The 25001-nt window shown below is 40.9% G+C and carries 28 protein-coding genes; 22 read left to right on the top strand and 6 right to left on the bottom strand.

Going from position 1 to position 25001, the window contains the following annotated elements:
- Positions 1-228: 228 nt before the first annotated feature.
- From MK405_RS08665 to MK405_RS08655, 3 genes are read right to left on the bottom strand one after another with little or no spacing between them, the layout of a single operon-like run.
- The gene (locus tag MK405_RS08665; protein ID WP_045616664.1) at positions 229-525 is read right to left on the bottom strand and encodes a rhodanese-like domain-containing protein; all 297 of its coding nucleotides are present in this window, start codon (positions 523-525) and stop codon (positions 229-231) included.
- Positions 515-2170 (bottom strand): FAD-dependent oxidoreductase, encoded by a 1656-nt coding sequence (locus MK405_RS08660; RefSeq protein ID WP_268704801.1) that lies wholly within the window; start codon positions 2168-2170, stop codon positions 515-517. The genes MK405_RS08665 and MK405_RS08660 overlap by 11 nt, the downstream gene beginning before the upstream one ends.
- A gap of 23 nt (positions 2171-2193) precedes the next feature.
- A complete protein-coding gene (locus MK405_RS08655) occupies positions 2194-2499 on the bottom strand; it encodes a rhodanese-like domain-containing protein (protein ID WP_268704800.1) in 306 nt (101 codons plus the stop codon).
- 187 nt (positions 2500-2686) lie between these two features.
- Between MK405_RS08655 and MK405_RS08650 the strand changes: the two genes are divergently transcribed.
- The 9 genes from MK405_RS08650 (at position 2687) to rpsD (ending at position 12594) form a co-directional block, all read left to right on the top strand.
- A complete protein-coding gene (locus tag MK405_RS08650; protein ID WP_268704799.1) occupies positions 2687-3250 on the top strand; it encodes a sugar O-acetyltransferase in 564 nt (187 codons plus the stop codon).
- A 271-nt stretch (positions 3251-3521) separates the two neighbouring features.
- Positions 3522-4745, top strand: coding sequence for a carbohydrate-binding domain-containing protein (locus tag MK405_RS08645; RefSeq protein ID WP_268704798.1), 1224 nt, complete (start codon positions 3522-3524; stop codon positions 4743-4745).
- Positions 4746-4871: 126 nt separating this feature from the next.
- Entirely contained in the window at positions 4872-5636 is a 765-nt protein-coding gene (locus MK405_RS08640; protein ID WP_268704797.1) for a nucleoside phosphorylase, read from the top strand.
- 33 nt (positions 5637-5669) lie between these two features.
- The gene (locus MK405_RS08635) at positions 5670-7049 is read left to right on the top strand and encodes a TrkH family potassium uptake protein (protein ID WP_268704796.1); all 1380 of its coding nucleotides are present in this window, start codon (positions 5670-5672) and stop codon (positions 7047-7049) included.
- 13 nt (positions 7050-7062) lie between these two features.
- Positions 7063-7728: a potassium channel family protein gene (locus tag MK405_RS08630; protein WP_001283891.1), complete on the top strand. Its 666-nt coding sequence runs from the start codon at positions 7063-7065 to the stop codon at positions 7726-7728.
- 154 nt (positions 7729-7882) lie between these two features.
- Positions 7883-9970: an SSURE domain-containing protein gene (locus MK405_RS08625; protein WP_268704795.1), complete on the top strand. Its 2088-nt coding sequence runs from the start codon at positions 7883-7885 to the stop codon at positions 9968-9970.
- 80 nt (positions 9971-10050) lie between these two features.
- Positions 10051-10749 carry a response regulator transcription factor gene (locus MK405_RS08620; protein ID WP_000751231.1) on the top strand — a complete coding sequence of 233 codons (699 nt, stop codon included), beginning with the start codon at positions 10051-10053 and terminating at the stop codon, positions 10747-10749.
- Positions 10746-11780 carry a sensor histidine kinase gene (locus MK405_RS08615; RefSeq protein ID WP_061588496.1) on the top strand — a complete coding sequence of 345 codons (1035 nt, stop codon included), beginning with the start codon at positions 10746-10748 and terminating at the stop codon, positions 11778-11780. The genes MK405_RS08620 and MK405_RS08615 overlap by 4 nt, the downstream gene beginning before the upstream one ends.
- Before the next feature lie 202 nt (positions 11781-11982).
- The gene (gene rpsD / locus MK405_RS08610) at positions 11983-12594 is read left to right on the top strand and encodes a 30S ribosomal protein S4 (protein ID WP_000092756.1); all 612 of its coding nucleotides are present in this window, start codon (positions 11983-11985) and stop codon (positions 12592-12594) included.
- 88 nt (positions 12595-12682) lie between these two features.
- Here rpsD and MK405_RS08605 read toward each other — a convergent pair whose 3' ends face one another.
- From MK405_RS08605 to MK405_RS08595, 3 genes are all read right to left on the bottom strand, one after another.
- Positions 12683-13849 carry a tyrosine-type recombinase/integrase gene (locus tag MK405_RS08605; RefSeq protein ID WP_268704794.1) on the bottom strand — a complete coding sequence of 389 codons (1167 nt, stop codon included), beginning with the start codon at positions 13847-13849 and terminating at the stop codon, positions 12683-12685.
- A 102-nt stretch (positions 13850-13951) separates the two neighbouring features.
- A complete protein-coding gene (locus MK405_RS08600; RefSeq protein ID WP_268704793.1) occupies positions 13952-15445 on the bottom strand; it encodes an ATP-binding protein in 1494 nt (497 codons plus the stop codon).
- Between the two features lie 118 nt (positions 15446-15563).
- The gene (locus MK405_RS08595) at positions 15564-16337 is read right to left on the bottom strand and encodes a helix-turn-helix domain-containing protein (protein WP_268704792.1); all 774 of its coding nucleotides are present in this window, start codon (positions 16335-16337) and stop codon (positions 15564-15566) included.
- A gap of 163 nt (positions 16338-16500) precedes the next feature.
- Here MK405_RS08595 and MK405_RS08590 point away from each other — a divergent pair, with 163 nt between their 5' ends.
- The 13 genes from MK405_RS08590 to MK405_RS08530 all read left to right on the top strand — a co-directional run bounded on the left by MK405_RS08590 (position 16501) and on the right by MK405_RS08530 (position 24389).
- On the top strand, positions 16501-16698 hold the full coding sequence (locus MK405_RS08590; RefSeq protein ID WP_125396326.1) for a helix-turn-helix domain-containing protein: 198 nt from the start codon (positions 16501-16503) through the stop codon (positions 16696-16698).
- Between the two features lie 14 nt (positions 16699-16712).
- On the top strand, positions 16713-17339 hold the full coding sequence (locus MK405_RS08585) for a Rha family transcriptional regulator (protein WP_268704791.1): 627 nt from the start codon (positions 16713-16715) through the stop codon (positions 17337-17339).
- A 306-nt stretch (positions 17340-17645) separates the two neighbouring features.
- A complete protein-coding gene (locus MK405_RS08580; RefSeq protein ID WP_268704790.1) occupies positions 17646-18098 on the top strand; it encodes a hypothetical protein in 453 nt (150 codons plus the stop codon).
- Positions 18095-18295, top strand: coding sequence for a hypothetical protein (locus MK405_RS08575; protein WP_268704789.1), 201 nt, complete (start codon positions 18095-18097; stop codon positions 18293-18295). The genes MK405_RS08580 and MK405_RS08575 overlap by 4 nt, the downstream gene beginning before the upstream one ends.
- Position 18296: 1 nt before the next feature.
- Entirely contained in the window at positions 18297-18512 is a 216-nt protein-coding gene (locus tag MK405_RS08570; protein WP_013903994.1) for a hypothetical protein, read from the top strand.
- On the top strand, positions 18509-18850 hold the full coding sequence (locus tag MK405_RS08565; RefSeq protein WP_001054702.1) for a hypothetical protein: 342 nt from the start codon (positions 18509-18511) through the stop codon (positions 18848-18850). Before MK405_RS08570 ends, MK405_RS08565 begins: the two co-directional genes overlap by 4 nt.
- The gene (locus MK405_RS08560; RefSeq protein WP_268704788.1) at positions 18843-19118 is read left to right on the top strand and encodes an XRE family transcriptional regulator; all 276 of its coding nucleotides are present in this window, start codon (positions 18843-18845) and stop codon (positions 19116-19118) included. Before MK405_RS08565 ends, MK405_RS08560 begins: the two co-directional genes overlap by 8 nt.
- 140 nt (positions 19119-19258) lie before the next feature.
- Positions 19259-20119, top strand: coding sequence for a primase alpha helix C-terminal domain-containing protein (locus MK405_RS08555; RefSeq protein WP_268704787.1), 861 nt, complete (start codon positions 19259-19261; stop codon positions 20117-20119).
- Positions 20120-20198: 79 nt separating this feature from the next.
- On the top strand, positions 20199-21641 hold the full coding sequence (locus tag MK405_RS08550; protein ID WP_268704827.1) for a DNA primase family protein: 1443 nt from the start codon (positions 20199-20201) through the stop codon (positions 21639-21641).
- Positions 21642-22005: 364 nt separating this feature from the next.
- Positions 22006-22530: a hypothetical protein gene (locus MK405_RS08545; RefSeq protein WP_268704786.1), complete on the top strand. Its 525-nt coding sequence runs from the start codon at positions 22006-22008 to the stop codon at positions 22528-22530.
- An 89-nt stretch (positions 22531-22619) separates the two neighbouring features.
- Positions 22620-23129 carry a hypothetical protein gene (locus MK405_RS08540; protein WP_268704826.1) on the top strand — a complete coding sequence of 170 codons (510 nt, stop codon included), beginning with the start codon at positions 22620-22622 and terminating at the stop codon, positions 23127-23129.
- 506 nt (positions 23130-23635) lie between these two features.
- Positions 23636-24058: a DUF1492 domain-containing protein gene (locus MK405_RS08535; RefSeq protein ID WP_268704785.1), complete on the top strand. Its 423-nt coding sequence runs from the start codon at positions 23636-23638 to the stop codon at positions 24056-24058.
- Positions 24045-24389: a hypothetical protein gene (locus tag MK405_RS08530; protein WP_268704784.1), complete on the top strand. Its 345-nt coding sequence runs from the start codon at positions 24045-24047 to the stop codon at positions 24387-24389. The genes MK405_RS08535 and MK405_RS08530 overlap by 14 nt, the downstream gene beginning before the upstream one ends.
- Positions 24390-25001: the final 612 nt, after the last annotated feature.

Genomic DNA, 25001 nt, shown 5'->3' with positions numbered 1-25001 from the left:
AGTCTTTAAAATAAAAGAACGCATACTATCAGGTGTTGAAAAACCTTGATAGTATGCGTTTTATTGTGGGGAGATTTATACTCTTCGAAAATCAAATTCAAACCACGTCAGCTTCACCTTGCCGTACTCAAGTACAGCCTGCGGCTAGCTTCCTAGTTTGCACTTTGATTTTCATTGAGTATTACTTCATTTTCTCCTGAAATTGAGTTTTTGCCCAACTCCTTTTGCTTATTCTACTTCGCCGGGCCAAGCATTCATACCACCTTCTACATTGGTAACGGTGAGGCCTTGGGCGCTGAGAAATTGACAGGCAGAGGCAGAACGCACTCCTCCTTGGCAGATGACATGGTATTCATGGTCAGGTTTGAGTTCTGTGTAGCCTTGCTCCAAGGTACTTAAGGGAAGATTTTTGGCACCTGGTGCATGTCCTGCTTGGAATTCATGTGCTTCACGGACATCGATGAGATCTAGATTTTCATTTTGATATTTTTCATAAAAGTCAGCCATGCTGATATTAGTTACCATATTCTACTCCTTCTGGGTTAGCCATTTTGTATAGTGAATAAGCGCCGTCAAGGTTTTGGACGGTAAATCCTGCTTGTTTGAGGATACGCTCTGCGATATAGCTGCGCAAACCACTGTGGCAGCTAACGATGTAAGCTTGGTTCTTGTCTAGTTCATCCAAGCGTTCCCGTAGTTCGTTTAGGGGAATGTGGATGGTGTCGACTTTGAGTCGGCCACTTTGGAATTCGCCACTTGTCCGTACATCTAGGAATTTCTTGCCCTTAGCCAGTTCGTCTTCGAGCTGGTACCATTGAATATTGTCGCTGAGACCTTCGATAAGGTTCAAGGCTGCGTAGCCCAGCATATTGACCGGATCCTTGGCAGAGCCAAATGGTGGCGCATAGGTGAACTCCAATTCTGGTAAGTCAAAGACGGTGAGATTTCCCTTGATAGCAGTTGCTAGGATATCGATTCGCTTGTCAACACCTTTCTTCCCAACTCCTTGGGCACCATAGATTTTTCCAGTGTTTGGGTCAAAGAGGAGCTTCAAGGTCATATCAGTAGCGCCAGGATAATAACCAGCGTGGTCTTTACCGCTGACATGAAGTGCCTTGTAAGGAAGTTGATTCATGCTAAGGATACGCTCGCTGAGACCAGTCGAAGCAGCTGTCATATCAAAGGCACGAACGATAGCAGTGCCGATACTGCCCTTGTTTGTACGCCCGAGTCCTGCGATGACGTCCGCCACTTGGCGCCCTTGTCGATTGGCAGGAGAAGCGAGAGAGATGAGAGCGTCTTGTCCTGTGATTTCTTGCTTGACAACGATAGCATCCCCAACTGCAAAAATATCTTTTTGACTGGTTTCGTAATGTTCATCGACCAGGATCCCACCACGAAGCCCCAGCTCAATCCCCGCAGCTTTAGCCAGTCCGTTTTCAGGTTCAACACCGACAGAAAGGATGGTGAGGCCAGAAGTGATCTTTTGACCGTTTTCGAGAACGATGACTTTTCCTTGGTCTTCAAATCGAGTCGCAGACTGAGAAGTGATAACGCGAACACCGTTTTTAATCAATTCTGCTTGGACAAAGGCCGCCATTTCTTGATCTAATGGTGGCAAGACATGGGGTGCTTTCTCAACGATAGTAACTTGCAATCCACGTTTCGCCAGATTTTCAGCCATTTCAAGCCCGATAAAGCCTGCACCGATAACGACAGCTTCTTTTGGATGATGGTCCAAGGCTGCCATAATTTCATCGAGATCGGGAACATTGCGGAGCGTGTAGGCGTTCTTAGCTTCTGCCAAACCTTCAATAGCAGGAACAAACGGTTTAGCTCCTGGAGAGAGGATCAGCTTGTCGTAGCTTTCTGTGAATTCCTGTTCATCGTGCCGCACCGTCACAGTGTGTTCTTCTGGTGAAATCTGGATGACCTCGTGAAATGGTCGCACATCGAGATTAAAGCGTGCCCTGAGACTTTCAGGAGTTTGAACCAATAAACTATCACGGTTTGCAATTTCTCCTGAAACATAGTAAGGCAGTCCACAGTTTGCAAAGGAAACAAAGGGACCTTTCTCAAAAATAGTAATCTCAGCATCTTCCATCAGACGTCTGAGACGTGTTGCGGCGGACATTCCGCCTGCCACTCCTCCGATAATGACAATTTTCATCGGATTCCTCCTTATAATAAATTTTAGATCACTTTTCCTGTCCAAGCGCTCATACCGCCTCGGACATTGATAACATCGTAGCCTTTTTTCTTAAGTTTTTTCGCAGCTAGTTTGCTTCGCACACCAGAATGACAAATGACATAAAGTGTTTCTTTTGTCGCAGGTGTATAAGAACCGATTTCGGTTAGAGGGACATTCTTGGCATTTTTGATATGACCTCTGTGAAATTCCGTAGGCGTCCGAACATCTAGTAGCTGAATTGGTTCCTTGAGTTTAGCTTCTAACTCTCTGGTAGAAATACTGTCAATTTTTGTAAATAAGTGAAACATAGGCACCTCCAAATATACCCTTATGGGGTATATTAAACCATGAAGTTAAGCTTTTGTCAAGCAAGTTGTTTTGAGTTGGGATGGGGAATGGTTTCGAGAGTCTAGAAAGAAGTCCTAGACCGGCCTATTCTTGACCTTTCAAAGGCTTTTTGATATGATGGGTCCAAAGTAAGTGTGAGGTGATAAGATGGCTAGCGAATACCAGAAAATGATAGCAGGGGAGCTTTACCGTCCGTCGGACCCAGAGTTACGGGCCTTGGCGCAGGCTTCTCGCCAAAAACAGGCTGCCTTTAACAAGGAAGAAGATCCCTTGAAGGGAGCGGATATTATCAAGACTTGGTTTGGCTCAACTGGGCAAAATCTTTATATCAATCCACGCTTGGTGGTCGATTATGGAGTCAATATCCATCTAGGGGAAAATTTTTATTCTAATTGGAATTTGACCATGCTGGATGTTTGTCCGATTCGCATCGGGAACAACGCCATGCTTAGCCCCAACTGTCAGTTTTTAACCCCACTCCACCCACTGGATCCACATGAACGCAATTCAGGAGTCGAATATGGCAAGCCCATTACCATCGGAGATAATTTCTGGGCTGGAGGTGGCGTCATTGTCCTTCCTGGAGTGACACTGGGAAATAATGTCGTCGCTGGAGCAGGGGCCGTGATTACCAAGTCCTTTGGAGACAATGTCGTCCTAACTGGCAATCCTGCGCGTGTTATCAAGGAAATCCCAGTAAAAGAAAACTAAAAAGAACAGCCTCGGCTGTTCTTTTTATGAGTTTTGGTCTTATAAATTTTTCTTCTTTTTGGCTTTTTTAGTCAAGGAAACATCGCACTGAGGGATGTTGCTTTTAAAAACTATTAATGCATTTTAGTACTCTCAAATTGTTTCTAGTAGCCCTTTCAAAAGAATACTAAGCGAAACTGAATTTAAGGAAACTTTCAGAAAAGTTTTAGCTTTGTTTCAGGAATCTTCTGTAGACTGTCTAGCTATATCATATGAAGGAGAGGAAAAAGGTATGAAATCAAAAAAATGGACCCTACTCGCAACGAGTTTAACGGCAATGGTGCTGCTGGCAGCATGCGCCCAGTCAACAACTACATCCAATACCAATGCAACGACAAATAGTGCCACAACAACTGCAACAAAGACAAACCAATCTTCCTATTTTACAGAGAAGGACAATGATACTTCTTATGATGAAAGCACAGCTTCTAAGATTGAGTTATCTGGCTCATCTGCAAACGTCTCTGGAGATGGGGTGACAGTCTCTGAATCAACAGTGACCATCACAAAATCTGGAACCTATGTGATTTCAGGTCAGTCTGACGGAGTGCAGATCAAGGTCGAGGCAGATAAGTCGGCAGATGTTCATCTAGTCCTAAAAGGTGCGACCATGACCAATACCAATGCAGCGATTTCTGCGACATCAGCTGGCCATGTCTACCTGACTCTAGCAGAGGGAACCACCAACAGTCTCTCTGACTCAAGCTCTAACAGCGACGAAAAAGCAGACGCAGCTCTCTTTTCTAAGGTGGATTTGACCATCAACGGGAAAGGAACTCTCAATGTAGATGGCAAGAAAAACAATGGTATCAAGGCTAACGGCACCCTCCACATCACGGGTGGAACCTATAACATCACAGCAGTTGGCGATGCCTTTAATGTCAATGATGAACTCAACATCACTGGTACGACCATGACCATCGATGCCAAAGAGGATGGGGTCAAGGTCGACAATGATGACGATATGACTGTCGGCAATATGTATTTGGCTAACAATACCATAACAGTCACAGCAGGAGATGATGGAATTCACGCTTCTGGTAACCTAGTGATTGATAGCGGTACCTATACCGTTAAGAATTCAACAGAAGGGATAGAAGGAAAATCCATCACCATAAACGACGGCGATATCAATGTCTATGCGACAGATGATGGGGTTAATGCAGCCAACAAAAATGCTCAACAGAGTGAAATCTTCTTCACCATGAACGGCGGGAATCTGACAGTAGAAGTTGGTCAAGGGGACACAGACCCAATCGACTCAAACGGGGATGTCACGGTCACAGGCGGAACCATTAAAATGATTGGCCAAACAGGTTTTGACTTTGATGGAACAGCGACCTATACAGGTGGAGACATCTATCTCAACGGCGAAAAACAAACGGAAATCGTCAACTCTATGCCTGGAGGCGTTGGACCTCAAGGTAGCGCTCCAGCCCCTGGCGGACAAGGATAAACAAAAAATCTCCTTTCTCGAAAGAGAAGGGAGATTTTCATGTTGTTACTAGAGGAAATGTAAAGATAACACCTTGACACTCTGTCAGCTTTTGATACAATAGTACAAAATTAGAGGAGGTGGGCGATGATTCAGAAGCATGCGATTCCTATTTTAGAGTTTGATGATAACCCCCAAGCGGTCCTTATGCCAACACATGAGGGGTTAGACTTGAAGTTGCCAAAGAAGTGTATCTATGCATTTTTGGAGGAGGAGATTGACCACTATGCTCAGGAAGTAGGGGCGGACTGTGTTGGTGAGTTCGTTTCTGCCACCAAGACTTATCCAATCTATGTCCTCAACTACAAGGACGAGGAGATTTGTCTTGTCCAGGCGCCTGTGGGTTCTGCCCCAGCGGCCCAGTTTATGGATTGGTTGATTGGCTATGGTGTGGAGCAAATCATTTCCACTGGTACTTGTGGAGTCCTAGCTGATATAGAGGAAAATGCCTTTCTCGTCCCTGTTCGCGCTCTGCGAGATGAGGGGACCAGCTACCACTATGTAGCACCTTCTCGTTATATGGAGATGCAGATTGAGGCTATCTCTGCCATTGAGCAAGTCTTGGAACAAAGAGGCATTCCTTACGAGGAGGTTATGACTTGGACGACAGATGGTTTTTACCGAGAGACAGCTGAAAAGGTTGCCTATCGTAAGGAAGAAGGCTGTGCTGTTGTGGAGATGGAGTGCTCTGCTCTTGCGGCAGTAGCTCAGTTACGTAGGGTTGTCTGGGGAGAACTGCTCTTTACCGCAGATTCCCTGGCGGATCTAGATAACTACGACAGTCGTGACTGGGGTTCAGAAGCTTTTGATAAGGCGCTCGAACTCTGTCTTGCTATTGTGCACCACATGTGAGTGCTCTTACTGTTTTTATGGTACAATGTAGCTATGTTATTCAAATCTTTTTTGGAAAAAATCAAGACGACTCTGGTTCGATTATCACCAGCCCGTCGTATCTTTTTAAGTTTTGCTCTAGTTATCTTCTTGGGTTCGCTCCTTTTAAGTCTTCCCTTTGTGCAAGCAACAACGTCACAAGCGACCTACTTTGACCATCTCTTTACGACTGTGTCCATGGTCTGTGTGACAGGACTCTTCACCCAGCCGGTGGCCTCTACTTACAATATCTGGGGTCAATTGATCTGTATGCTCTTAATCCAGATCGGTGGTTTGGGGCTTATGACCTTTATCGGAATCTTTTATATCCAAGGGAAACAAAAGCTCAGTCTTCGTAGCCGTGAGACTATTCAAGAAAGTTTTAGTTATGGGGAAACCCAGTCCTTAAAGGACTTTATCCGCTCGATCTTTTTGACGACTTTTCTGGTGGAGGGGCTCGGTGCCTTTCTTCTGAGTTTCCGCTTCATTCCTGAATTTGGATGGGGTCGAGGGATGTTAACCTCTGTCTTTTTGGCTATTTCAGCCTTCTGCAATGCTGGATTTGATAATTTTGGAAGTACGAGTTTGGCAGTCTTTCAGACGGACCCTTTGATCAATTTGGTGATTGCAGGATTGATTATAACGGGTGGTCTAGGATTTATGGTCTGGTTTGACCTAGCGACCCAGTTTGGGAAAAAGAAAAAACGCCGTCTTCGCTTTCATACTAAGCTGGTTCTCTTTTTAACAGCGGGAATTTTATTCTTTGGAACGGTATCAACCCTTTTGATTGAGTGGAACAACCCAGGGACGATTGGGAATCTCAGCGTCCCAGAGAAACTGCTGGTTAGCTTTTTCCAGACTGTCAGCATGAGAACGGCAGGTTTTGCCTCTATTGACTACACCCAGGCTCGACCGGTCACCTTGCTGATCTACATCTTGCAGATGTTTCTGGGCGGGGCGCCTGGAGGGACAGCAGGGGGACTCAAGATTACGACCTTCTTTGTCTTGTTAGCCTTCGCTCGTAGTGAACTATTGGGCTTGCCTCATGCCAATGTGGCTCGGAGAACTATTGAACCTCGAACCGTGCAAAAATCTTTCAGTGTCTTTATTATCTTCTTGCTGACTTTCTTGCTGGGCTTGATTCTATTAGGGATAACAGCAGAGGGAAATCCGCGCTTTATCTACCTCATGTTTGAGACCATTTCAGCCCTTGCGACAGTTGGGGTGACGGCGAATTTAACACCAGAGTTAGGCAAGTTAGCTCTCAGCATCGTGATGTTGTTGATGTTTATCGGCCGTATTGGCCCCTTGACACTACTGGTAAGTTTAGCAGAATACCAACCAGACAAGAAAGATATGATTCACTATATGAAAGCAGATATCACTATCGGATAAGAAAGGAAAAACGATGTCAGATCGGACAATTGGAATTTTAGGCTTAGGAATTTTTGGGAGTAGTGTTTTGGCTGCTCTTGCCAAGCATCATATGAATATCATTGCTATTGATGACCACGAGGAGCGCATTAATCAATTTGAACCCGTGCTGGCGCGTGGAGTAGTTGGGGATATCACGGATGAAGAACTCCTTCTATCAGCGGGAATTGACACCTGTGATACCGTAGTTGTCGCAACGGGGGAAAATCTAGAATCCAGTGTTCTTGCAGTCATGCACTGTAAAAGTCTAGGGGTGCCGACCGTCATTGCCAAGGTAAAAAGTCACATGGCCAAAAAGGTACTGGAGAAAATTGGTGCGGACTCGGTCATCTCACCGGAATTTGAAATGGGACGTTCGTTAGCGCAGAGAATTCTCTTTCATAACAGCGTAGATGTCTTTCAGTTGGACAAGAATGTTTCAATTGTCGAGATGAGAATCCCCCAATCTTGGGGGGGGAAAAGCCTTAGCCAGCTAGATTTACGTGGGCGATACAATCTCAATGTACTTGGATTTCGTGACTATGAAAATTCTCCTCTAGATGTTCAATTCGGTCCCGATGACCTTTTACGGTCAGGCGCCTATATCATGGCGGTGATTAATAACCAACATTTGGATACTCTAACAGAGCTTAGTGAGTAGGAGAGGAAGGGTTGTTTTCTTCCTCAATGATTAATGAATCAATATAAGTATTTTATAAGAGGGATTTAAGAAAAATTTTAACTTTTTCTTAATCCTTTTTAATTTTAGGAGATTATACTAGAGCCATCAAATAAAAAGCTCTAAGGAGAATCCTATGAAATTCAATCCAAATCAGAGATATACTCGTTGGTCTATTCGCCGTCTCAGTGTCGGTGTTGCTTCAGTTGTTGTAGCCAGTGGCTTCTTTGTCCTAGTTGGTCAACCAAGTTCTGCGCGTGCTGATGTCGTCAATCCGACTCCTGCCCAAGTCGTGCCAGACGCAACTTCGGTGAGTGAAAAGAGCGACTTACCAGCAGAGGTTCTCAAAAAAGCAGTCGATGTAGCTCTTCCTTCAGAACGGTCTATTCCAACACCTAAAGCAAGTGTGGATACGACAAGCTCTTCAGAAAAAGCGGACGCAACTGCTAAAGAGCCGGTAGTAGCACCAAAAGAAGAAGTGCAAGCACAACCTGACTCTAAGAAACAAACAGAAGATGCAGTTAAACCTGTGGAAAGTCCTGAGTCTACAGTTTCTGGACAAGACCGTGAAGCCAGTGAAGCGCAACCAGCGACCACCCCAGCTGAAGTGCAAAAAGGTGTGGCCGACAACACCAAAGATACAGTAGATGTCCCAGCTTCTTACTTGGATAGAGCTAATTTCCCAGGTCCATTTACAGCTGGTGTCAACCAAGTCATTCCATACGAAGCTTTTGGTGGAGATGGTATGTTGACTCGCCTCTTGTTAAAAGCCTCAGATAAAGCCCCATGGTCAGACAACGGCTCAGCTAAAAATCCTGCTCTCCCACCAGTAGAGAAATTGGGCAAAGGCCTTTACTTCTACGAAGTAGACTTGGCAGGCACCCAAGGAAAATCAGATAAAGAGTTGCTTGACCTCTTGAAACAAAATGGAACTCAAAGTTATAAGGCAACCATCAAGGTGTACGGTGCGAAAGATGGCAAGCCTGACTTAACTAATCTGGTAGCGACTAAAGATTTGGATGTCAACTTGAATGGCTTGACCAGTCCAGCTGAAGTGCAAAAAGGTGTGGCTGACAATACCAAAGATACAGTAGATGTCCCAGCTTCTTACTTGGATAGAGCTAATTTCCCAGGTCCATTTACAGCTGGTGTCAACCAAGTCATTCCATACGAAGCTTTTGGTGGAGATGGTATGTTGACTCGCCTCTTGTTAAAAGCCTCAGATAAAGCCCCATGGTCAGACAACGGTTCAGCTAAAAATCCTGCTCTCCCACCAGTAGAGAAATTGGGCAAAGGCCTTTACTTCTACGAAGTAGACTTGGCAGGCACCCAAGGAAAATCAGATAAAGAGTTGCTTGACCTCTTGAAACAAAATGGTACGCAAAGCTATAAAGCTACCATCAAGGTGTACGGTGCGAAAGATGGCAAGCCTGACTTAACTAATCTGGTAGCGACTAAAGATTTGACTGTTAATTTGAATGGCTTGACCACACCAAATCAGGTTAAAAAGTCTGTTGTTAACAATATCAAAGACATGATTGATGTTCCAGCTAGCTACCTTGATAAGGCTAAGGTTCCTGGACCTTTCTTGGCCGGTGTCAACCAAGTTATTCCATACGAAGCTTTTGGTGGAGATGGTATGTTGACTCGCCTCTTGTTAAAAGCTTCCGACAAAGCCCCATGGTCTGACAATGGAACAGCGAAGAACCCAGCGCTATTGCCACTTGAAGGCTTGGCTAAAGGCCAATATTTCTACGAAGTGGATTTGAATGGCAACACGACAGGCAAAGAAGGACAAGCCCTTCTAGACCAACTTCGTGCCAATGGCACTCACACTTACCAAGCTACTGTCAAAGTGTATGGTTCTAAAGATGGTAAACCTGATTTGACCAATCTTATCGCAACTCGTCAAGTAACGATTCAGCTTCGTGGAAAAGAAATGGCGTCAACACCATCTCAACAAGGTCAGATGAATACGAAGCCTTCTGAAACAGGCTCTACAGGTACGACTGAGGGTATGATGGGTACAAATCACCATATGTCAGATATGAAAGTAGATCAACCAGCTTCTAGCCCAATGGCTAATATGATGAAAAAAGATGATAAAGCGATGTTACCAAATACTGGGGAAGCTAAAACGGCTACAGCTGGCCTTGGTATCTTTGGTCTAGCCTTGGCAGGTCTTGTTGGACTTTTGGGTTTGACAACCAAACGAGAAGATTAAGATTCAAATCATTTAAACATTAGAGAAAATAGTGTTATACTAAAGCAAGTATAACACTGTTTTTATCGAAGGAGTGTCAGATGAAAAAGACAATTTTGCTGGTTGATGATGAGATAGATATTCTAGATATTCAAAATCGCTATCTTTTACAGGCAGGATACGATGTTTTAGTCGCCCATGATGGCAAGGAGGGATTAGAACTTTTCAGAAAAAAATCTATCGACCTCATCATCACAGATATCATGATGCCCAATATGGACGGTTATGATTTTATCAGTGAAGTTCAGTATATCGCTCCGGATCAACCCTTCCTCTTTACAACTGCTAAGACAAGCGAGCAGGATAAGATTTATGGATTAAGTTTGGGGGCAGATGATTTTATAGTCAAACCCTTTAGCCCACGCGAATTGGTTTTAAGAGTAAATAATATCTTGCGTCGCCTTAGCCGTGGAAGAGAGACAGAACAGATCGAGTTTGGTGACTTGGTAATCAACCATGTGACTCATGAGGTTCGCATTGGGGATCAACCTTTGGAATTGACAGTAAAATCCTTTGAACTTCTATGGGTATTAGCCAGCAATCCTGAGAGAGTCTTTTCAAAGACGGAACTTTACGAGAAGGTATGGCAAGAGGACTATGTGGATGATACCAATACACTCAATGTTCATATCCATGCTTTGAGGCAAGAGTTGACTAAGTATACAAATTCAAATGCTCCTGCTATCAAAACTGTCTGGGGTTTGGGCTATAAGATGGAAAAACCAAGAGGTAGAAAATGAAATTAAAAAACTATATTCTAGTGGGGTATCTAGTGTCGACTCTACTAACGATTTTGGTCGTTTTTTGGGCAGTCCAACGAATGTTGATTGAGAAAAGTGAAGTTTACTTTCTAGTTGGAATGACCTTGATTGCTAGTTTCATTGGCGCTGCAGTGAGCATCTTTCTTTTGTCGCCTGTGTTCTCTTCTCTGAAACATTTGAAAAAACAAGCTCAGGATATAGCAAGCAAGGATTTCAGCACAGAAATCGAAACCAAAGGCCCGTTAGAATTTCAAGAGCTGGGCCAGGCTTTTAATGATATGTCCCACAATTTGCAAGCCACCTTTCAATCACTTGATGAGAGCGAGCAAGAAAAGAGAATGATGATTGCGCAGCTCTCTCACGATATTAAAACTCCCATTACCTCCATTCAAGTTACTGTGGAGGGAATTTTAGATGGAGTGATTAAGGAAGAGGAGCGGCTCCACTACTTAGCCACGATTGGTCGGCAAACTGAGCGTCTAAACAAGCTAGTGGAGGAATTGGATGTTTTGACTCTCAATACACAACCTCAAGATGCTGCTACTGAAGAAGTCGAAGAGGTCTTTTTAGATCAGTTGCTGATTGAGTCAATGAGTGAATTTCAACTCCAGATTGAACAAGAGGAGCGGGATGTTTACATTCAAGTATCACCTGAGTCAGCGAAAATCAAGAGCCATTCTGACAAACTTTCTCGCATTCTGGTCAATTTGTTAAACAATGCCTTTAAATATTCAGAACCAGGAACCAGAATCGAAGTTCTTGCCCAATTAACAGAACAAGAGCTGACAATCAGTGTGAAAGACGAGGGGCAGGGGATTCATCCTGAGGATTTGGAAAAGATCTTTAAACGACTTTATCGTGTAGAAACTTCGCGCAATATGAAGACAGGTGGGCATGGATTAGGACTTGCGATTGCACGAGAACTAGCCCATCAGCTTGGTGGCGAAATCACAGCAGAAAGCCAGTATGGCTTAGGTAGCAAGTTTACATTCAGCCTCAATTTGAAATAAAACTCTAAAATCCCTTTACAAATCGAGCTTTTCATGATACAATAGCCTTTGTGTGAAATAGCAGCAGGAAAGCATGAAGCTCGTCAACAGGTGTCTTATGACAAGTAACCTTGGCTGTTTAGGCGAAGGGCATCTGCACGAATCAGGGCTTTCTAAGTGACTATTTCCACCGAAATATTATTTATATCAGGAGGACATACATATGTCACGTTATACAGGACCATCTTGGAAACAAGCTCGTCGCCTCGGCCTTTCACTTACAGGTACAGGTAAAGAATTGGCACGTCGTAACTACGTACCAGGACAACACGGACCAAACAACCGTTCTAAATTGTCAGAATACGGTTTGCAATTGGCTGAAAAACAAAAACTTCGTTTCACTTACGGTGTAGGTGAAAAACAATTCCGTAACTTGTTCGTACAAGCTACAAAAATCAAAGGCGGAATCCTAGGTTTCAACTTCATGCTTCTTTTGGAACGTCGTTTGGATAACGTTGTTTACCGTCTTGGTCTTGCGACTACTCGTCGTCAAGCTCGTCAATTCGTAAACCATGGTCACATCCTTGTTGACGGAAAACGCGTTGATATCCCATCATACCGCGTAACTCCAGGTCAAGTGATCTCAGTTCGTGAAAAATCATTGAAAGTTCCAGCAATCCTTGAAGCTGTTGAAGCAACTCTTGGACGTCCAGCATTCGTATCATTCGACGCTGAAAAATTGGAAGGTTCATTGACTCGCTTGCCAGAACGCGACGAAATCAACCCAGAAATCAACGAAGCACTTGTCGTTGAATTCTACAACAAAATGCTTTAATTTTAAGATATATCTTACAGAAAGCCTACAACAGTGGGCTTTTTGCTTTGTCTTAAAACGTTGATTTCTGGGTTTGCTTAGATATTTGCTAGATTGATTTCATGGCTGCTTCAAAGAATGAGACGGCTTTTTTTGCGTTCTCTTTTGAGAGGTGGCTATATATATCCATGGTCATGCTGATTTGCGAGTGACCTAGGCGGTGCTGAAGTTCCTTGTAAGGTATTCCAGAGTTAAGCAAGAGACTAGCGTGAGTATGGCGGAAACCATGAAAACCAATGTTAGGAACGTCAGCATGTTTGAAGTGGGTTCTCAACCTGGTTTGTAAGGTTCGATTATTGGGGTACTCATGTATGAAATCAGAAAAGACCACCGTTTCAGTACGTCCAAGTTGCCAAGCCTCTTTTACTTGTCTACGTTTGTACTGCTTCAGCATGCTAACAGTTGCTTGGTCTATATCTATATCCCGATAACTAGACTTTGATTTTGGACTATTGATTTCTTGCTTATAGTTTAAAGTCTTTGTGACGTGGACAATGGCATTTTCTAGGTCAATATCTGACCAGCTAAGCGCTAGAGCCTCATTGATACGGCAACCAGTGGCCAGTAGAAACTTGTATAAAGTAACCTCGTAAAAATGGCGATACTTCTTGCTATCTAGACTATCAAGATAATCAAGGAACTTTTTTAGTTCCTGATTGTCAAAATGTTTGATCTTGTGGCGGTTTGCTTTTTGATTGTTTCGAGGTAGCAAGACTTCACGGGCTGGATTGAATGGGATAGCTTGCATAATGACACCATATTGAAGAATACGTTTGTTAAGCGCGTGGATTTTGTCATAATGCAGATAAGCCCTAGGTTCGCCTTTATTGGTCTTTTCTGCTAGTTTGTTGACAATGGACTGAATGAGTGGAGTTGTCAGCTTATCGAGCTTGTAGGAGCCAAAGAGAGGCAAAACATGACCTTCTAGGAGCCTTCTAGTAGCGTCCTGACTATTTGGCTTTACTGTATGCTTGTGGTTATCCCACCATAGTCTAGCCAGCTCCTCGTAGGTGGATATAGTAGAGGCTTGAAACCTAGTGGATCCGTTTATCTTAAAGTCTATAATTGCGTCTTGCGCTTTTTGTTTAACCTCTTTTTTGGTTCGTCCTGTGATTTTTGTTGTAACTTGTTTCCCAGTCATCTGGTCAATCCCTAGATAGATGCTGGAGCGATATACTATTGATCCATCTTGTTTTATATGTTGCGTTATTTTCATGATTTAAACCTTTCTAATTCATCAGCAGGCAAGCTATTATTAAAAAGGTTTTAGTTTGTGGTTTAGATCATGTTGGAAGTTGTGAGATCCCCCTGTTAACTTTTATTTTAGGGAGGTTTGAGTGGAATTATTATTGTAACTCATGCCCCAGTATGGAATATACTGCATATTCTTTTTGCCAGCGTTTTCGTCATAAATTTTTATTTTACCATTTTCTAACGCAAGAGCAATAAGTTTGGAAGCGATAGACGATTGTTTATTTGTTAATCCGAATCTTTCTCGGAGTGTACTATTTGTCATAAAATTATCTTCAATGTAGAGTAACGCAGAATGATAATAAATAGCATTTATTTTTTCTCTATTCCCCATTTCCTTAATGGTTCGTCGTTGATGTAAAGTAACAACAGTATAATTATCTTTAGCGGCTATATCTGGGGCAGGTAAGTGGTTTAATTCCAGCGTTAAGATAATCTTATCTATACCGCTACCACGGGACTCTACTAAATGCATCTTTCGAAAAAGTTCAGCTAAATCTTCATTTCGAGAGTAAGGAGGCATATCAAGTAATCTTTCGGGACGATTAAGAGGGGATCCAGGATTTGTGAATACTACTCTATTATCAAATATTTCAATTGTTGGTGAGCTACCTTTTACAGAAAAATCCTGATGAACTATTTGATTTGCAACTATTTCACGTATAACCAGAGGAGGATAATCTGTATCAGAAGTAATTTGTCCATTATTTTTTAACGTTTCGGGGTTACGAGGTAAATGGCCATTGATAAACTGTAGCAAACCTTCAAAACCAACGGCAGCTCCTTTACTTGCTGTATTATCGGCTACTGCACTCAATTTATTATCACCAGCATATCTAATTACTCGTAAAGCATGAGCTGATAGATTTTCAAAAATTTTAAGATTTTTTGCGAAAGTAAATGCTCCCATATTGGTCAGATTGAAAGTTGTTCCAGAAGATTCTAAAATGCCATCTTCTAGCATATAAGAAATAATTTCTTCATCTTTTGAATCTTTAAGGTAACCCATCATCTTCAAATAGGAATTAACATCAAGTAATTCCTTGATTTCCTCAAATGTACATGCGGTTTTTGCATATTCTTTTTCAAACGATCGTGCTTCAAAGGATTTCCACAGCTCTCTTTCTTTTTCAGGATAATCCTTTAAGTTTTTCAATGAAGATCCACTTCTAATGTAACGATCACCTCTAAAAGAGACAGGTCTACCAGCATTCATGTGGATGACTAAAACGACAACATGTTTTTGTTCGATTTCATATTCTTCAAAACGAATTGTGATACGAGGATCAAGCATCCTTTCTAACCAGGTAATAAATGGTTCTCCTTTTGCATGTTTTTCAATTTTTGGGTAGAAGTTTGTACCAACTATTTCTTTTGAAACGTCATCAACTCCCCAAATTAAGTATGCGAATTGTTGACTTAACATGGCTGCTGAGTTAGCTAAAGCTGATATATATTTACCTATACGTTCATGATCTTTATTATTTACTTTGTATTCAATAATTTCATCTTCATATTTATTCAATAATTCTAATAACTTTTTTAAATCTTTATCTTCCATAATTTTTATTTTCCAAGTAAATTCTAAATAGGTTAAAAACATTGTAAAATCAACGTTTTTTTATTTTCCAAGTAAATTCCACGCGCTTCAGGATTGTTGGACATTGTGGCGCGTGGGTTTAGTCTTCCTTTGCATTAATAAAAGAAACTTTAGAACTAAAGACATCGTCCCCAACTCTAGGTGAGTTTTTTATATATGTTTCAAAAGACAGTTTCACAATTGTATTCTCTTTATGAATATCAACAACTACAGGTATCCTGGTTTTAAACCCAAAAACAACAATCTCTACAAATACCATTGAATTTAAGAATAAATCAAGTTCGTTTATTTTTGTGTAATATTTTAACCAATTTGATATAACGCTTTGAATTAAATTTATAATCGCTTCATTATTGAGCCTTGAGAGAAATTTATTTATATCAGAAGTATCTTCAGCTTTATTTTGTTGATTAGCTCTAAAAAAAGCTAGGTTTACTATTAGCAATTTCTTTTCCTGTTCTATCGGAGACACTATAAGAGAGAACGGTTTTGTTTTGTTTTGGTGATCTACCACTTGGCAATTATATAAAAAAGCTTCACTAGGTTTTATATTTACAGAACCATCATCATTTTGACTATTATGAATCGTTGAATTTTCTACTGTTTCTAAGTTATCAAAGTTTAATACTTCCTGAAAATAAAATAATATCTCTCTGTCAGTAATAGTAAAAAAATCTGAAATAGGAATATTGAAGAAATCCAGAAGAGTTTCGAGTGTATCGAACTGAATTCCTTTACTATCGTTATTTAAGAGAGAGGTTAGAGTTGGGCGGGATAAGCCTGTTTCCATTGATAATTTGTTAATGCTCAGTTTATTTTTTTCGAGTAATTCTTTTAAGTTTGTTTTTATCATAGGTATTCTCCTTACTAACCTATTTTACATCACGATGTTTTTTTTTTCAACGATTTGTAAATATTACTTGACAGTTATTTTGTTTTTTTGTAAACTGTAAACAACAACTTACAAAATGACATCAAAGTTGTAAATATAAAATTACAACAAGGAGGGCAAAACTTTGAAAAATAATCTTAGAATTATTTTAGCAAAGCAACGCAAGAAAGTTTCAGACGTTCACGAAGCTACGGGTGTTTCTAAAACCACTTTGACAGCTTTGTACTATGAACGTACCAAAAACCCTGAAACAGAAACCTTGCTAAAAGTTGCAAAATATCTGGGCGTAACCTTAGATGAGCTACTGACACCAGAAGAATAGAAAGGAGCAAACCAATGGAACTAGTCTACATGGACGGTAAGAAAGAGCCGTATACGCTGAGCAGTATTGTGGCAGAGTGTGCAGAAATCAAGCACAGACATTTGAAGATTTTGCTGAATAAGCACCGAGAGGACTTTGAAAGATTCGGAAAGGTGCAATTTAAAATTTCACCTTCAAAGAGTGGGCAAAATATACGGGACTATATTTTGAATGAGCAACAAGCAACCTTGCTGATCACTTACTTACGAAATATAGAACCCGTCAAGGAATTTAAGAAAAACCTAGTCAAAGCATTCTTTGAAATGCGTGAGGAACTTTCTAAGTTTCGTATGCAGAGAGCGCTAGAAAAGCCAAAAAGAAAAACCTTGCATGACAGTATAGAAACATGGGAGGCAAAACCCAAGCACGCGCATAGCACCATGAACAACTTACTACTAAAGGCAGTAACCGACAGGAACGCTAAGCAGTTAAGGGAAGAACGTGGGGGCTATAATGGCATCGATAGCTTGACCAGTGACGAGCTGGAGCAATACCAGGCATTTGAGGACATGGTAATAGCCATGATTGGCTTGAATATGAGTTATCAAGAAATCAAGTCCATGGTATTTAGAAATAAAAAACCACGCACTAAATGCGCGTGATTGAAACAAAAAAGGCTTACCGAGACCAATCAGCAAAGCCTTTCACACTAACACTAAAACGAATTTAACAACGCAGGCAAGCTATTATTAAAAGGGTTTTAGTAAAGATTTATACCTAAATTATAGCATATTTAGGACATTTTGACCATACGGAGAGCGCCAACTCTTTAAACTGGTTATCACTCCAAGAGTTCGCCAACTTTGGGCAATCGCCCAGCGTTTGGAGTGGTGCTAATCATGTATAGGAAACGACAATTAAAAGGCCGAAAGGGCAATTACACAAACATAGAAAAAGGAGCAAACACCATGGCAGAAACAACATACGAGAATTTAACTAGACGTATAGACAGAATTAGCGTAGAAATGCGAGAAATTAGCGAAAAAAATGGCCTAAGAAGACTTTCTTTATTGGCAAATCAGACAAAATCAATCAAAGAAGATTTATCCCGTTTACTTTGGATTGAACTTCCTGAATTGAATGAAAGTCATAAAATCGAAGCCGTTTCTAAAAGCGCTACTGGAATGTTTTTCCACCCTGGTATTTTTGAAATGGACGCTATGCGCCAAGCATTTTTTAAACGCCAAGCAAAGCACTTTTTTGACAACGAAGCAGAGCAACAGGCGTATATAGACCATGCTGAAAAGGAGTATTTAGAGGCTACTATAACCTTAAAAGATATTCTTTTTAACTCTAAAAATGGAACTCAAAAAGTGAATAAAGGTTATCTTATAGAGAAGTTTGAGGAGGCAATGCAATGACACTAGACCTAGATACAATGACACAAGCAGAATTTGATGAACTAATGACTGAAATCAAGGAGAAGCGCCCGAACCTCTTTCAGTTCATTGTTGACTTCTTAAATCGTAAAGTAAGCACCGAAGAGGTGGACGAATACCTGAAGATGGATCATAGAAAACAAGTGGACTATATCAAGAGCTATCAAGCGAGGTCATAGCATGAATGAACTAGATTTAAGCAACACACAGGCGATTGTCTTTGTTGTGGTATTGATTGGCTTACTGCTTTATCTAAACCACCGAGACCGCAAAAAAAGCGCCCAAATTGAGCGAGAAAGCAAACAGACAATAGAAACACCTAGCGAGGATTTAAGCCCTGATTATGGGCGTTATATTCAACTTGCAGGGGTCAATGTATGGGGAGGAATTGAATGAATTTAACACTGAATGACAAGCGAGTATTAAAACTAATCAAGGTAGGGGCTGAGAACTCTATCACTGGGGCTGAAATCAGCTTAATCACTAAACTAGCAGAAAGAACCGTCCAGGACATTATCAGCCGTCTGATCACGCGCTACGGCGTTCCTATCGTTGGGGTACGTCATGGGGCTTTCAGAGGCTACTTTATCCCAGCTAACAAAGAGGAGCTACTAGACGGAGCAAAGGCATTCTATAACCAAGTACAAGAGGAGCAGAAGCGTCTGACTGTCCTTTTGAATGCCGATTTAGAGAGCTACAAGCTACTACTGAAGGGGGCAGAAGACTATGTTTAGTTTAAGCAAAGAAAGCGAAAACGAGTTAGCCCATGGTGTTTTAAACCTTGTAGAAAAATACCTGGAGGCGCGTGATATACACAAGCCACGACTGACAGGTTTAATCTCAGCTCAGGAAGCCATGGACGAGCTAGATATAAAGTACAAGACACTCCAAAAGTGGGAAAATGCTGGGCTAAGACGATACCAGCCCCCACTAGAAGATACTAGGAAAATCTATTATAGAATTTCTGACATCTGGAAGTTTCTGGGGGTGGAGAATGGCTAGATATAACACACACCCAGCACAAGGTAGAGGGCATTATCATGACATTAAATTGTATAAGTACCGTGGGAAATCTTTGGAACAGGTTAAAGAACAAAAGCTACTGAAGAAGTTAAAAAAGAAGCGCAAAAAGGGGAGATAGTATGACAATTTACGAGGCTAAAGGCTTTCAAAATAATCTTGTCTATCCATTTGATAAGATTGGGTCGTTTGAATATATTGAACGTTTTAAGCCTTTGGTAGTCCCTGAAGAGGTAAATATCGAAGACTTCAAACGTACACAAGCGCCTTACTGTATCAGTGGGAAAGTAACACCAGAAAAGAATGGCAGTTACAAGCGAAACAATTCCAGCCTAATCTATCGGGATTTGATTTTCCTTGATTATGACGATATACAAGGGACGTCTGAGGGCTTCATAAACGCCGTTTCTAGTGCTTTGTTTGGCTATTCCTATATCTTATACCCGACTATCAAACATAGCCCAGAAAAGCCCCGTTTTCGTCTTGTGGTGAAGCCTAAAAACGTGATGAAAGAGACAACCTATAAGCAGGTAGTAAAAGAGATTGCTGACAAGATTGGACTACCCTTTGACATAGCTAGTCTAACCTGGTCACAACTCCAAGGACTACCAGTCACAACAGGAGACCCAGCGGACTATCAAAAAATTGTAGAGCATGGCCTAGATTATCCAGTCCCCAAGGTTGAACCAAGAGCGAAGCAAGAAAATACTGGAAAATCCACACCCAGAACGAGTGGCCAGAGATCGATGACCATGAGAATTATTGACACGCTTTTCAACGGATTTGGAGACAAGGGAGGGCGTAACGTGGCAGTGACCCGCTTTGTAGGCTTGCTCTTTAACAAGTGGGTTGATTGTGATCTAGAGACCGCCTACGAACTTACAAAGATAGCCAATAGCGTGACTGCTGAACCTTTACCAATCGAGGAACTAGATCGTACATTCAGTAGCATAGCACGGGCAGAATACAGAAAGAGAGGGTAGAACCATAGAACTAGAAGAATTAGAAAACCTAAAAAGTGAAATCTTGGAGGTGAGAGAACAAGAACAGCCTCCTAGAACTATGAAGGAATTAGAAAATCGTATCTTTAAAGCTGGTGAAGAATGGCGGGCAGAACATACCGAAACTAAAGTAAACGAGTCCACAGGGGACGTTACCGAAAAGGTCGCTATGCCCCAAACCTTCACAGTCGCTAAAATTTTAAGCGAGATTGTCATATTTACTTTTATCAGTAAGAGCAATGTTCCTGATTATAGCCTACTCTATATCTATGATTTAGACGAGGGTATCTATACCGCTAGTAATGATCTTTTCAATCTTTTATGTAAAACTTTTGACGTGAGAATTAAACCCAGAGAGTGGCCTCAGATTAAGTTAATGGTTAGAACATTGACAAAGATACAAAAGCCTTTAGAAAGTTCCAACCTCATTCCCGTACATAACGGAATTATCAACTTAGAAACTAAGGAACTACTCCCCTTTAGTCCTAAGTATGTAATTACAAGTAAGATAAGCACGGCCTACCACGCGCCTAAACGAGTCCCAACAGATAGAGAGGGCAAAACTTTTGATGATTGGCTAAACTCAATCGCTTGTAATGATAGTGAACTGGTAACACTGTTTTGGCAGATTATCCTTGAAGCTATTAACCCTAACCATACCCGAAATAAGTTTGCTATCTTCTACGGGGACGGTAATAATGGTAAAGGGACATTTCAGCGCTTCCTTATCAATCTGATAGGGGAAAGCAATATATCAGCCTTAAAGCCTGCACAGTTCGGAGAAAAGCATAACTTGGAGACCTTGGTAGGTAAGGTTTGTAATATTGGAGACGAAGCGCCTAACGAATACTTGAAAAATCCGTCTGATTTAATGAGTATCACTAGTGGGGACACCGTGCTAGTCAATCCAAAAGGTCGGCCAGCTTTTGAAGCTACCTTTAAGCTATTCAATATCTTTTCAGGCAACTATATCCCCAATGGTGGCAACAAGACAAAAGGCTGGTATCGTAGAATTATGATCGTACCTTTCAATGCTGACTTTAACGGGGCAAAGGAAAAGCCTTGGATAAAAAATGAGTTTTTAGCAAATAAGGAAGTCCTAGAATATGCCCTATACAAAGCTATCAATCAAGAGCCATTTACTCACTTTATCGAACCTCAATCAGTCAAAGACCTGCTAGAAGAATACCAAGAGGATAATGACTACTTACTTTCATGGGTTAAGCATGAATACATGGAAAAAGGTTGGCATGAGCTGGATGTAGTACCCGTTTTTATACTGACCAGATCACTAAAGCATTATGCTGAGGACATGGGGATAGCCAAGCCTAATATTTATGGGGCAGGAAAAGAAACGATAAGACACTTACAACAGTTAACACCTAATAAGTATCAACTAAAAAAAGCTCGTGTTAGATTTGAAGATTTTGACAAACTAGATCCGTTGGAGTTTGAAAGACCTAAACTGGGTCGAGTGAATCACGCTATAACTAAAAAAGAATAATGTTGACCTTCTTAGGATGCTTTAAACTATTGATATGCCTGGTTTTTTACGAAATATGTTGACCTTCTTGTTGACCTTTTTTTAAAGAAGGTCAACATCCTAAACCCTTGATAGTACTAGTATTATAGCCCTTATGTTGACCTTGTTACCTTCTTTTTAAAAACAAGAATGTAAATGAAATAGATATATTTTATATATAAGGGCAAGGACTTCAAAAGAAGGTCAACATGGTAACAAAGTGACCTAACCCCTTGGGGGAGTATAGCTGAACCGTGTTACCTAGAAGGTCAACAAAACACCAAAGAAGGTCAACAGATTGCAAAAATTACATAATTTACCTTAAAATAAGAATAGGAGAAACAACATGACATTAAAAACATTTTCTGACAAAGCAAAAACATTCAATTTCACTTACGATTTTAAAGACCTAGATACTGCTATGGTAGCAGGTCACGCGCTACTGGGATATATGACTGGAACATATTGCCAGCCTACAATTTCATTGACTTACAAGGATAAGGGAACGCTGGTCGCTGAGTATGTGGAGGATAACAAGCTAAACAAGACCTTCAAGCGCATTTGTGACAGTTTCAAAGACTATTACAATCAACCAGAGGAGCTTGAAGCATTTGAAGAACGTTATAAACAGGAGCGCGTGCTTCAACTCAAAGAGTCGGAGGATTTTGAGAGTTTGCTGAATAAGGTCACAAACTACGAGCTGGAACTATTAGACTATGCTGATCGCTTGCTTTCTGATAAACCTATCTCTATGGACTCTATGACCGCTTTTGGTACGTTGGAAATGCTGGGCGATGAAAGTATTAGCCTACTCCAAAAGTTGGACGTAGAAGGCGGATATAAAGGCCTTGCAGGTTATTCTGGTAAATAAAACACAGAGAGGGGAGCAATCCCCTTTTAGCATTTAGGCAATAGATTTGGGTTTTTCTATATAGGGGGATTTTTGAACGAATGGAAGTTATAAAATCAATAACCATAGAGACATTTATAAAGCCAATGAAAAACAAGAATATCAGTCATGGTATAGCTGAGTTAGACGGTAGAAAACTAGAAATAGACTTAGATAACCTTTATATCACCTTTGAACGTGATCATTTTGATTTAGCAAGAATACCAGGAACCAAGGGAGGTAATCGATATTTCTTTATCTGTCCTATTTGTGGCAATCGTTGCAGAAAACTCTATAAGAGACTTTTGCTGTATGGTTGCGGATCATGCCAGAAAATACACAAGCAAACACTGAACCGAAGTAAGACAGATTGCCAATACTATTGGGAGAGAGCGCTGAGAGAAGCTAGAAAGGTAGAACCAAACTGGAGTCCTAGACGTGGTGGATATATGTTTGATAGTTTCCCAGAAAGACCAAAATACATGAAACAGAAACGATATTACAAGCATTATCAAAAGTTTGTTAACTACACCAGAAAAGGGGATAGATTTTGGCTGAATGGATTGAGTAATTTGAAGTAGTTTTTTGGAACATTTCCAAACAAATCTAAATAAAGATCATGGTTAGAAAAAATGATATAAATATTGTTTAGCGTTATAGTTACAACAGTCAATTACAAGATACTAAGCAGGCATGAAGGCGAGACAGGAGGCAGAGATACCCCCTTTATTTTTAGACGGGGGTATATTTTGCTAGAGGAAAAGAACGCCGCCCTCTTTTGTGCAGAAAATTCCCTTTTTGAAATGTTTTTGAAGTTGGTAGAATGTAGTATTACTAGGTGTTTAGCTTGATTTTTTGACCGATAAAGCTACTACTCAATTATCCAATTTTATAACATAGTGGGGGGTATCTCCTCCACCCACGCGCTTCTATGAACTTCACACCGTCATTATACATTTTTTCTCACGGGAAACAGATCAAGCCTTGAACCACGAACGAACATCGAGAAAACGAAAAAAAGCCAGCACAGGGCTGACTCCTTTATAAATTATTCCTTAAAACTATTATAACATGAAGGAGTATCAACTTGACCATTAAAGAAATAGAGAAACAACTAAAAAGAGTAAAGAAAGGGAACGATCTTATCCAGCGACTGCAACTAAAGTACCAGAGTTTAGAAAGTGGACTGCTTGCAGGAACTAACCAATCTCAAATACGAGTTACTACAAGTAAAAATAATAACGCTGAAAATAAACTGCTTGAAACTTTGGAATTAAGAGATAAGATAGCGAAGCAAATACAAGCTATTATTAGCGAACGTATTGAAGCCATGGACATGATAAACCAGTTAGAAGAAATAGAGGAATGGCTAGTGTTGGTAATGATATACTTTAATAATTTACCTATGGTTAAAATCTGCAATGATCTAAATTTTAGCAAAGTACAGATTTACAGAATTAGAAAAAAAGCCATTGAGAACTTGGCCAAGGTGAAAAATGCCAATCGATAAAGAAGAGACAACAAAGCAGGCCTACAGATTTTTAAAAAGCTACCACTCACTGGTTAAATTGAGCCTATACGGTCAAGACGGAGCATTTGAATCCAAAGCGCTGGAATTGGTGCGCGTGATTGAGGATTACAGGGACAACCTGGACGATGTAAGGCGTGAGATATTCGCCAATCTCTTTACAAGACGAGCAGGAGAGAGATTAAAGCTATGGCAGTTATATGAGACACTAGAGATTGATAAAGCTGAATATGAACGCCTCAAGGCTGAGATACTGCTAGACTTTGCTAAAAGTTATCGTGGTGGTGTTTTGTTAAGAAATATTGAGATTTAAGCGAGAGAACATGGACAATTATGGACATATATCGCCAGTTGTTGAAAAGCTCATAAAATATTGTCAGGTACTAACAAGTTCTTACACATCCCGCCAGTCGGAGAAAAGCTAAAAAATGCTCTCTGGGTCTGAAAAGTTCCTACATATTCCACCAGAAAGGAGAGTTAGAAGTGTATAAGTAGGCGCAGGCTTCATATTCGCCCCCTCTTTTGCTTTGTTTCGTACTGGACAACTAAAACACCATGGATAAACTACAAGCCCTCAGAAACAAATCTGAGGGCTTTTGTGAGGTCATAATTTTATAAACCACGTGCTTCAGGGTATAATATACTTATCAGCAAACAACAATAAAAAAGCACGTTTGACCGTGCTAGTTTCTTGCCTGCTGAACTCATTGATTGGTAGAGCTGAAAAAGCTCCTTTTTGCTTAGTTTTTTGCTTAGATAGAAAGAAAACCTAAGAATACAGAATAAAACTAAATTCCCTGTAAAACCTTATGTATCAAGGGTTAGGAGTGTCTAAAGAAATCTAGCCCTGTCTACTTTTTGCTATACAACAAAATGCTTTAATTTTAAGAAATATCTTACAGAAAGCCTACAACAGTGGGCTTTT

The sequence above is a fragment of the Streptococcus oralis genome (genome assembly GCF_026782345.1).
GTDB classification, from domain to species: Bacteria; Bacillota; Bacilli; order Lactobacillales; family Streptococcaceae; genus Streptococcus; species Streptococcus oralis_CK.
This window is presented reverse-complemented; position numbering and strand designations above follow the sequence as displayed.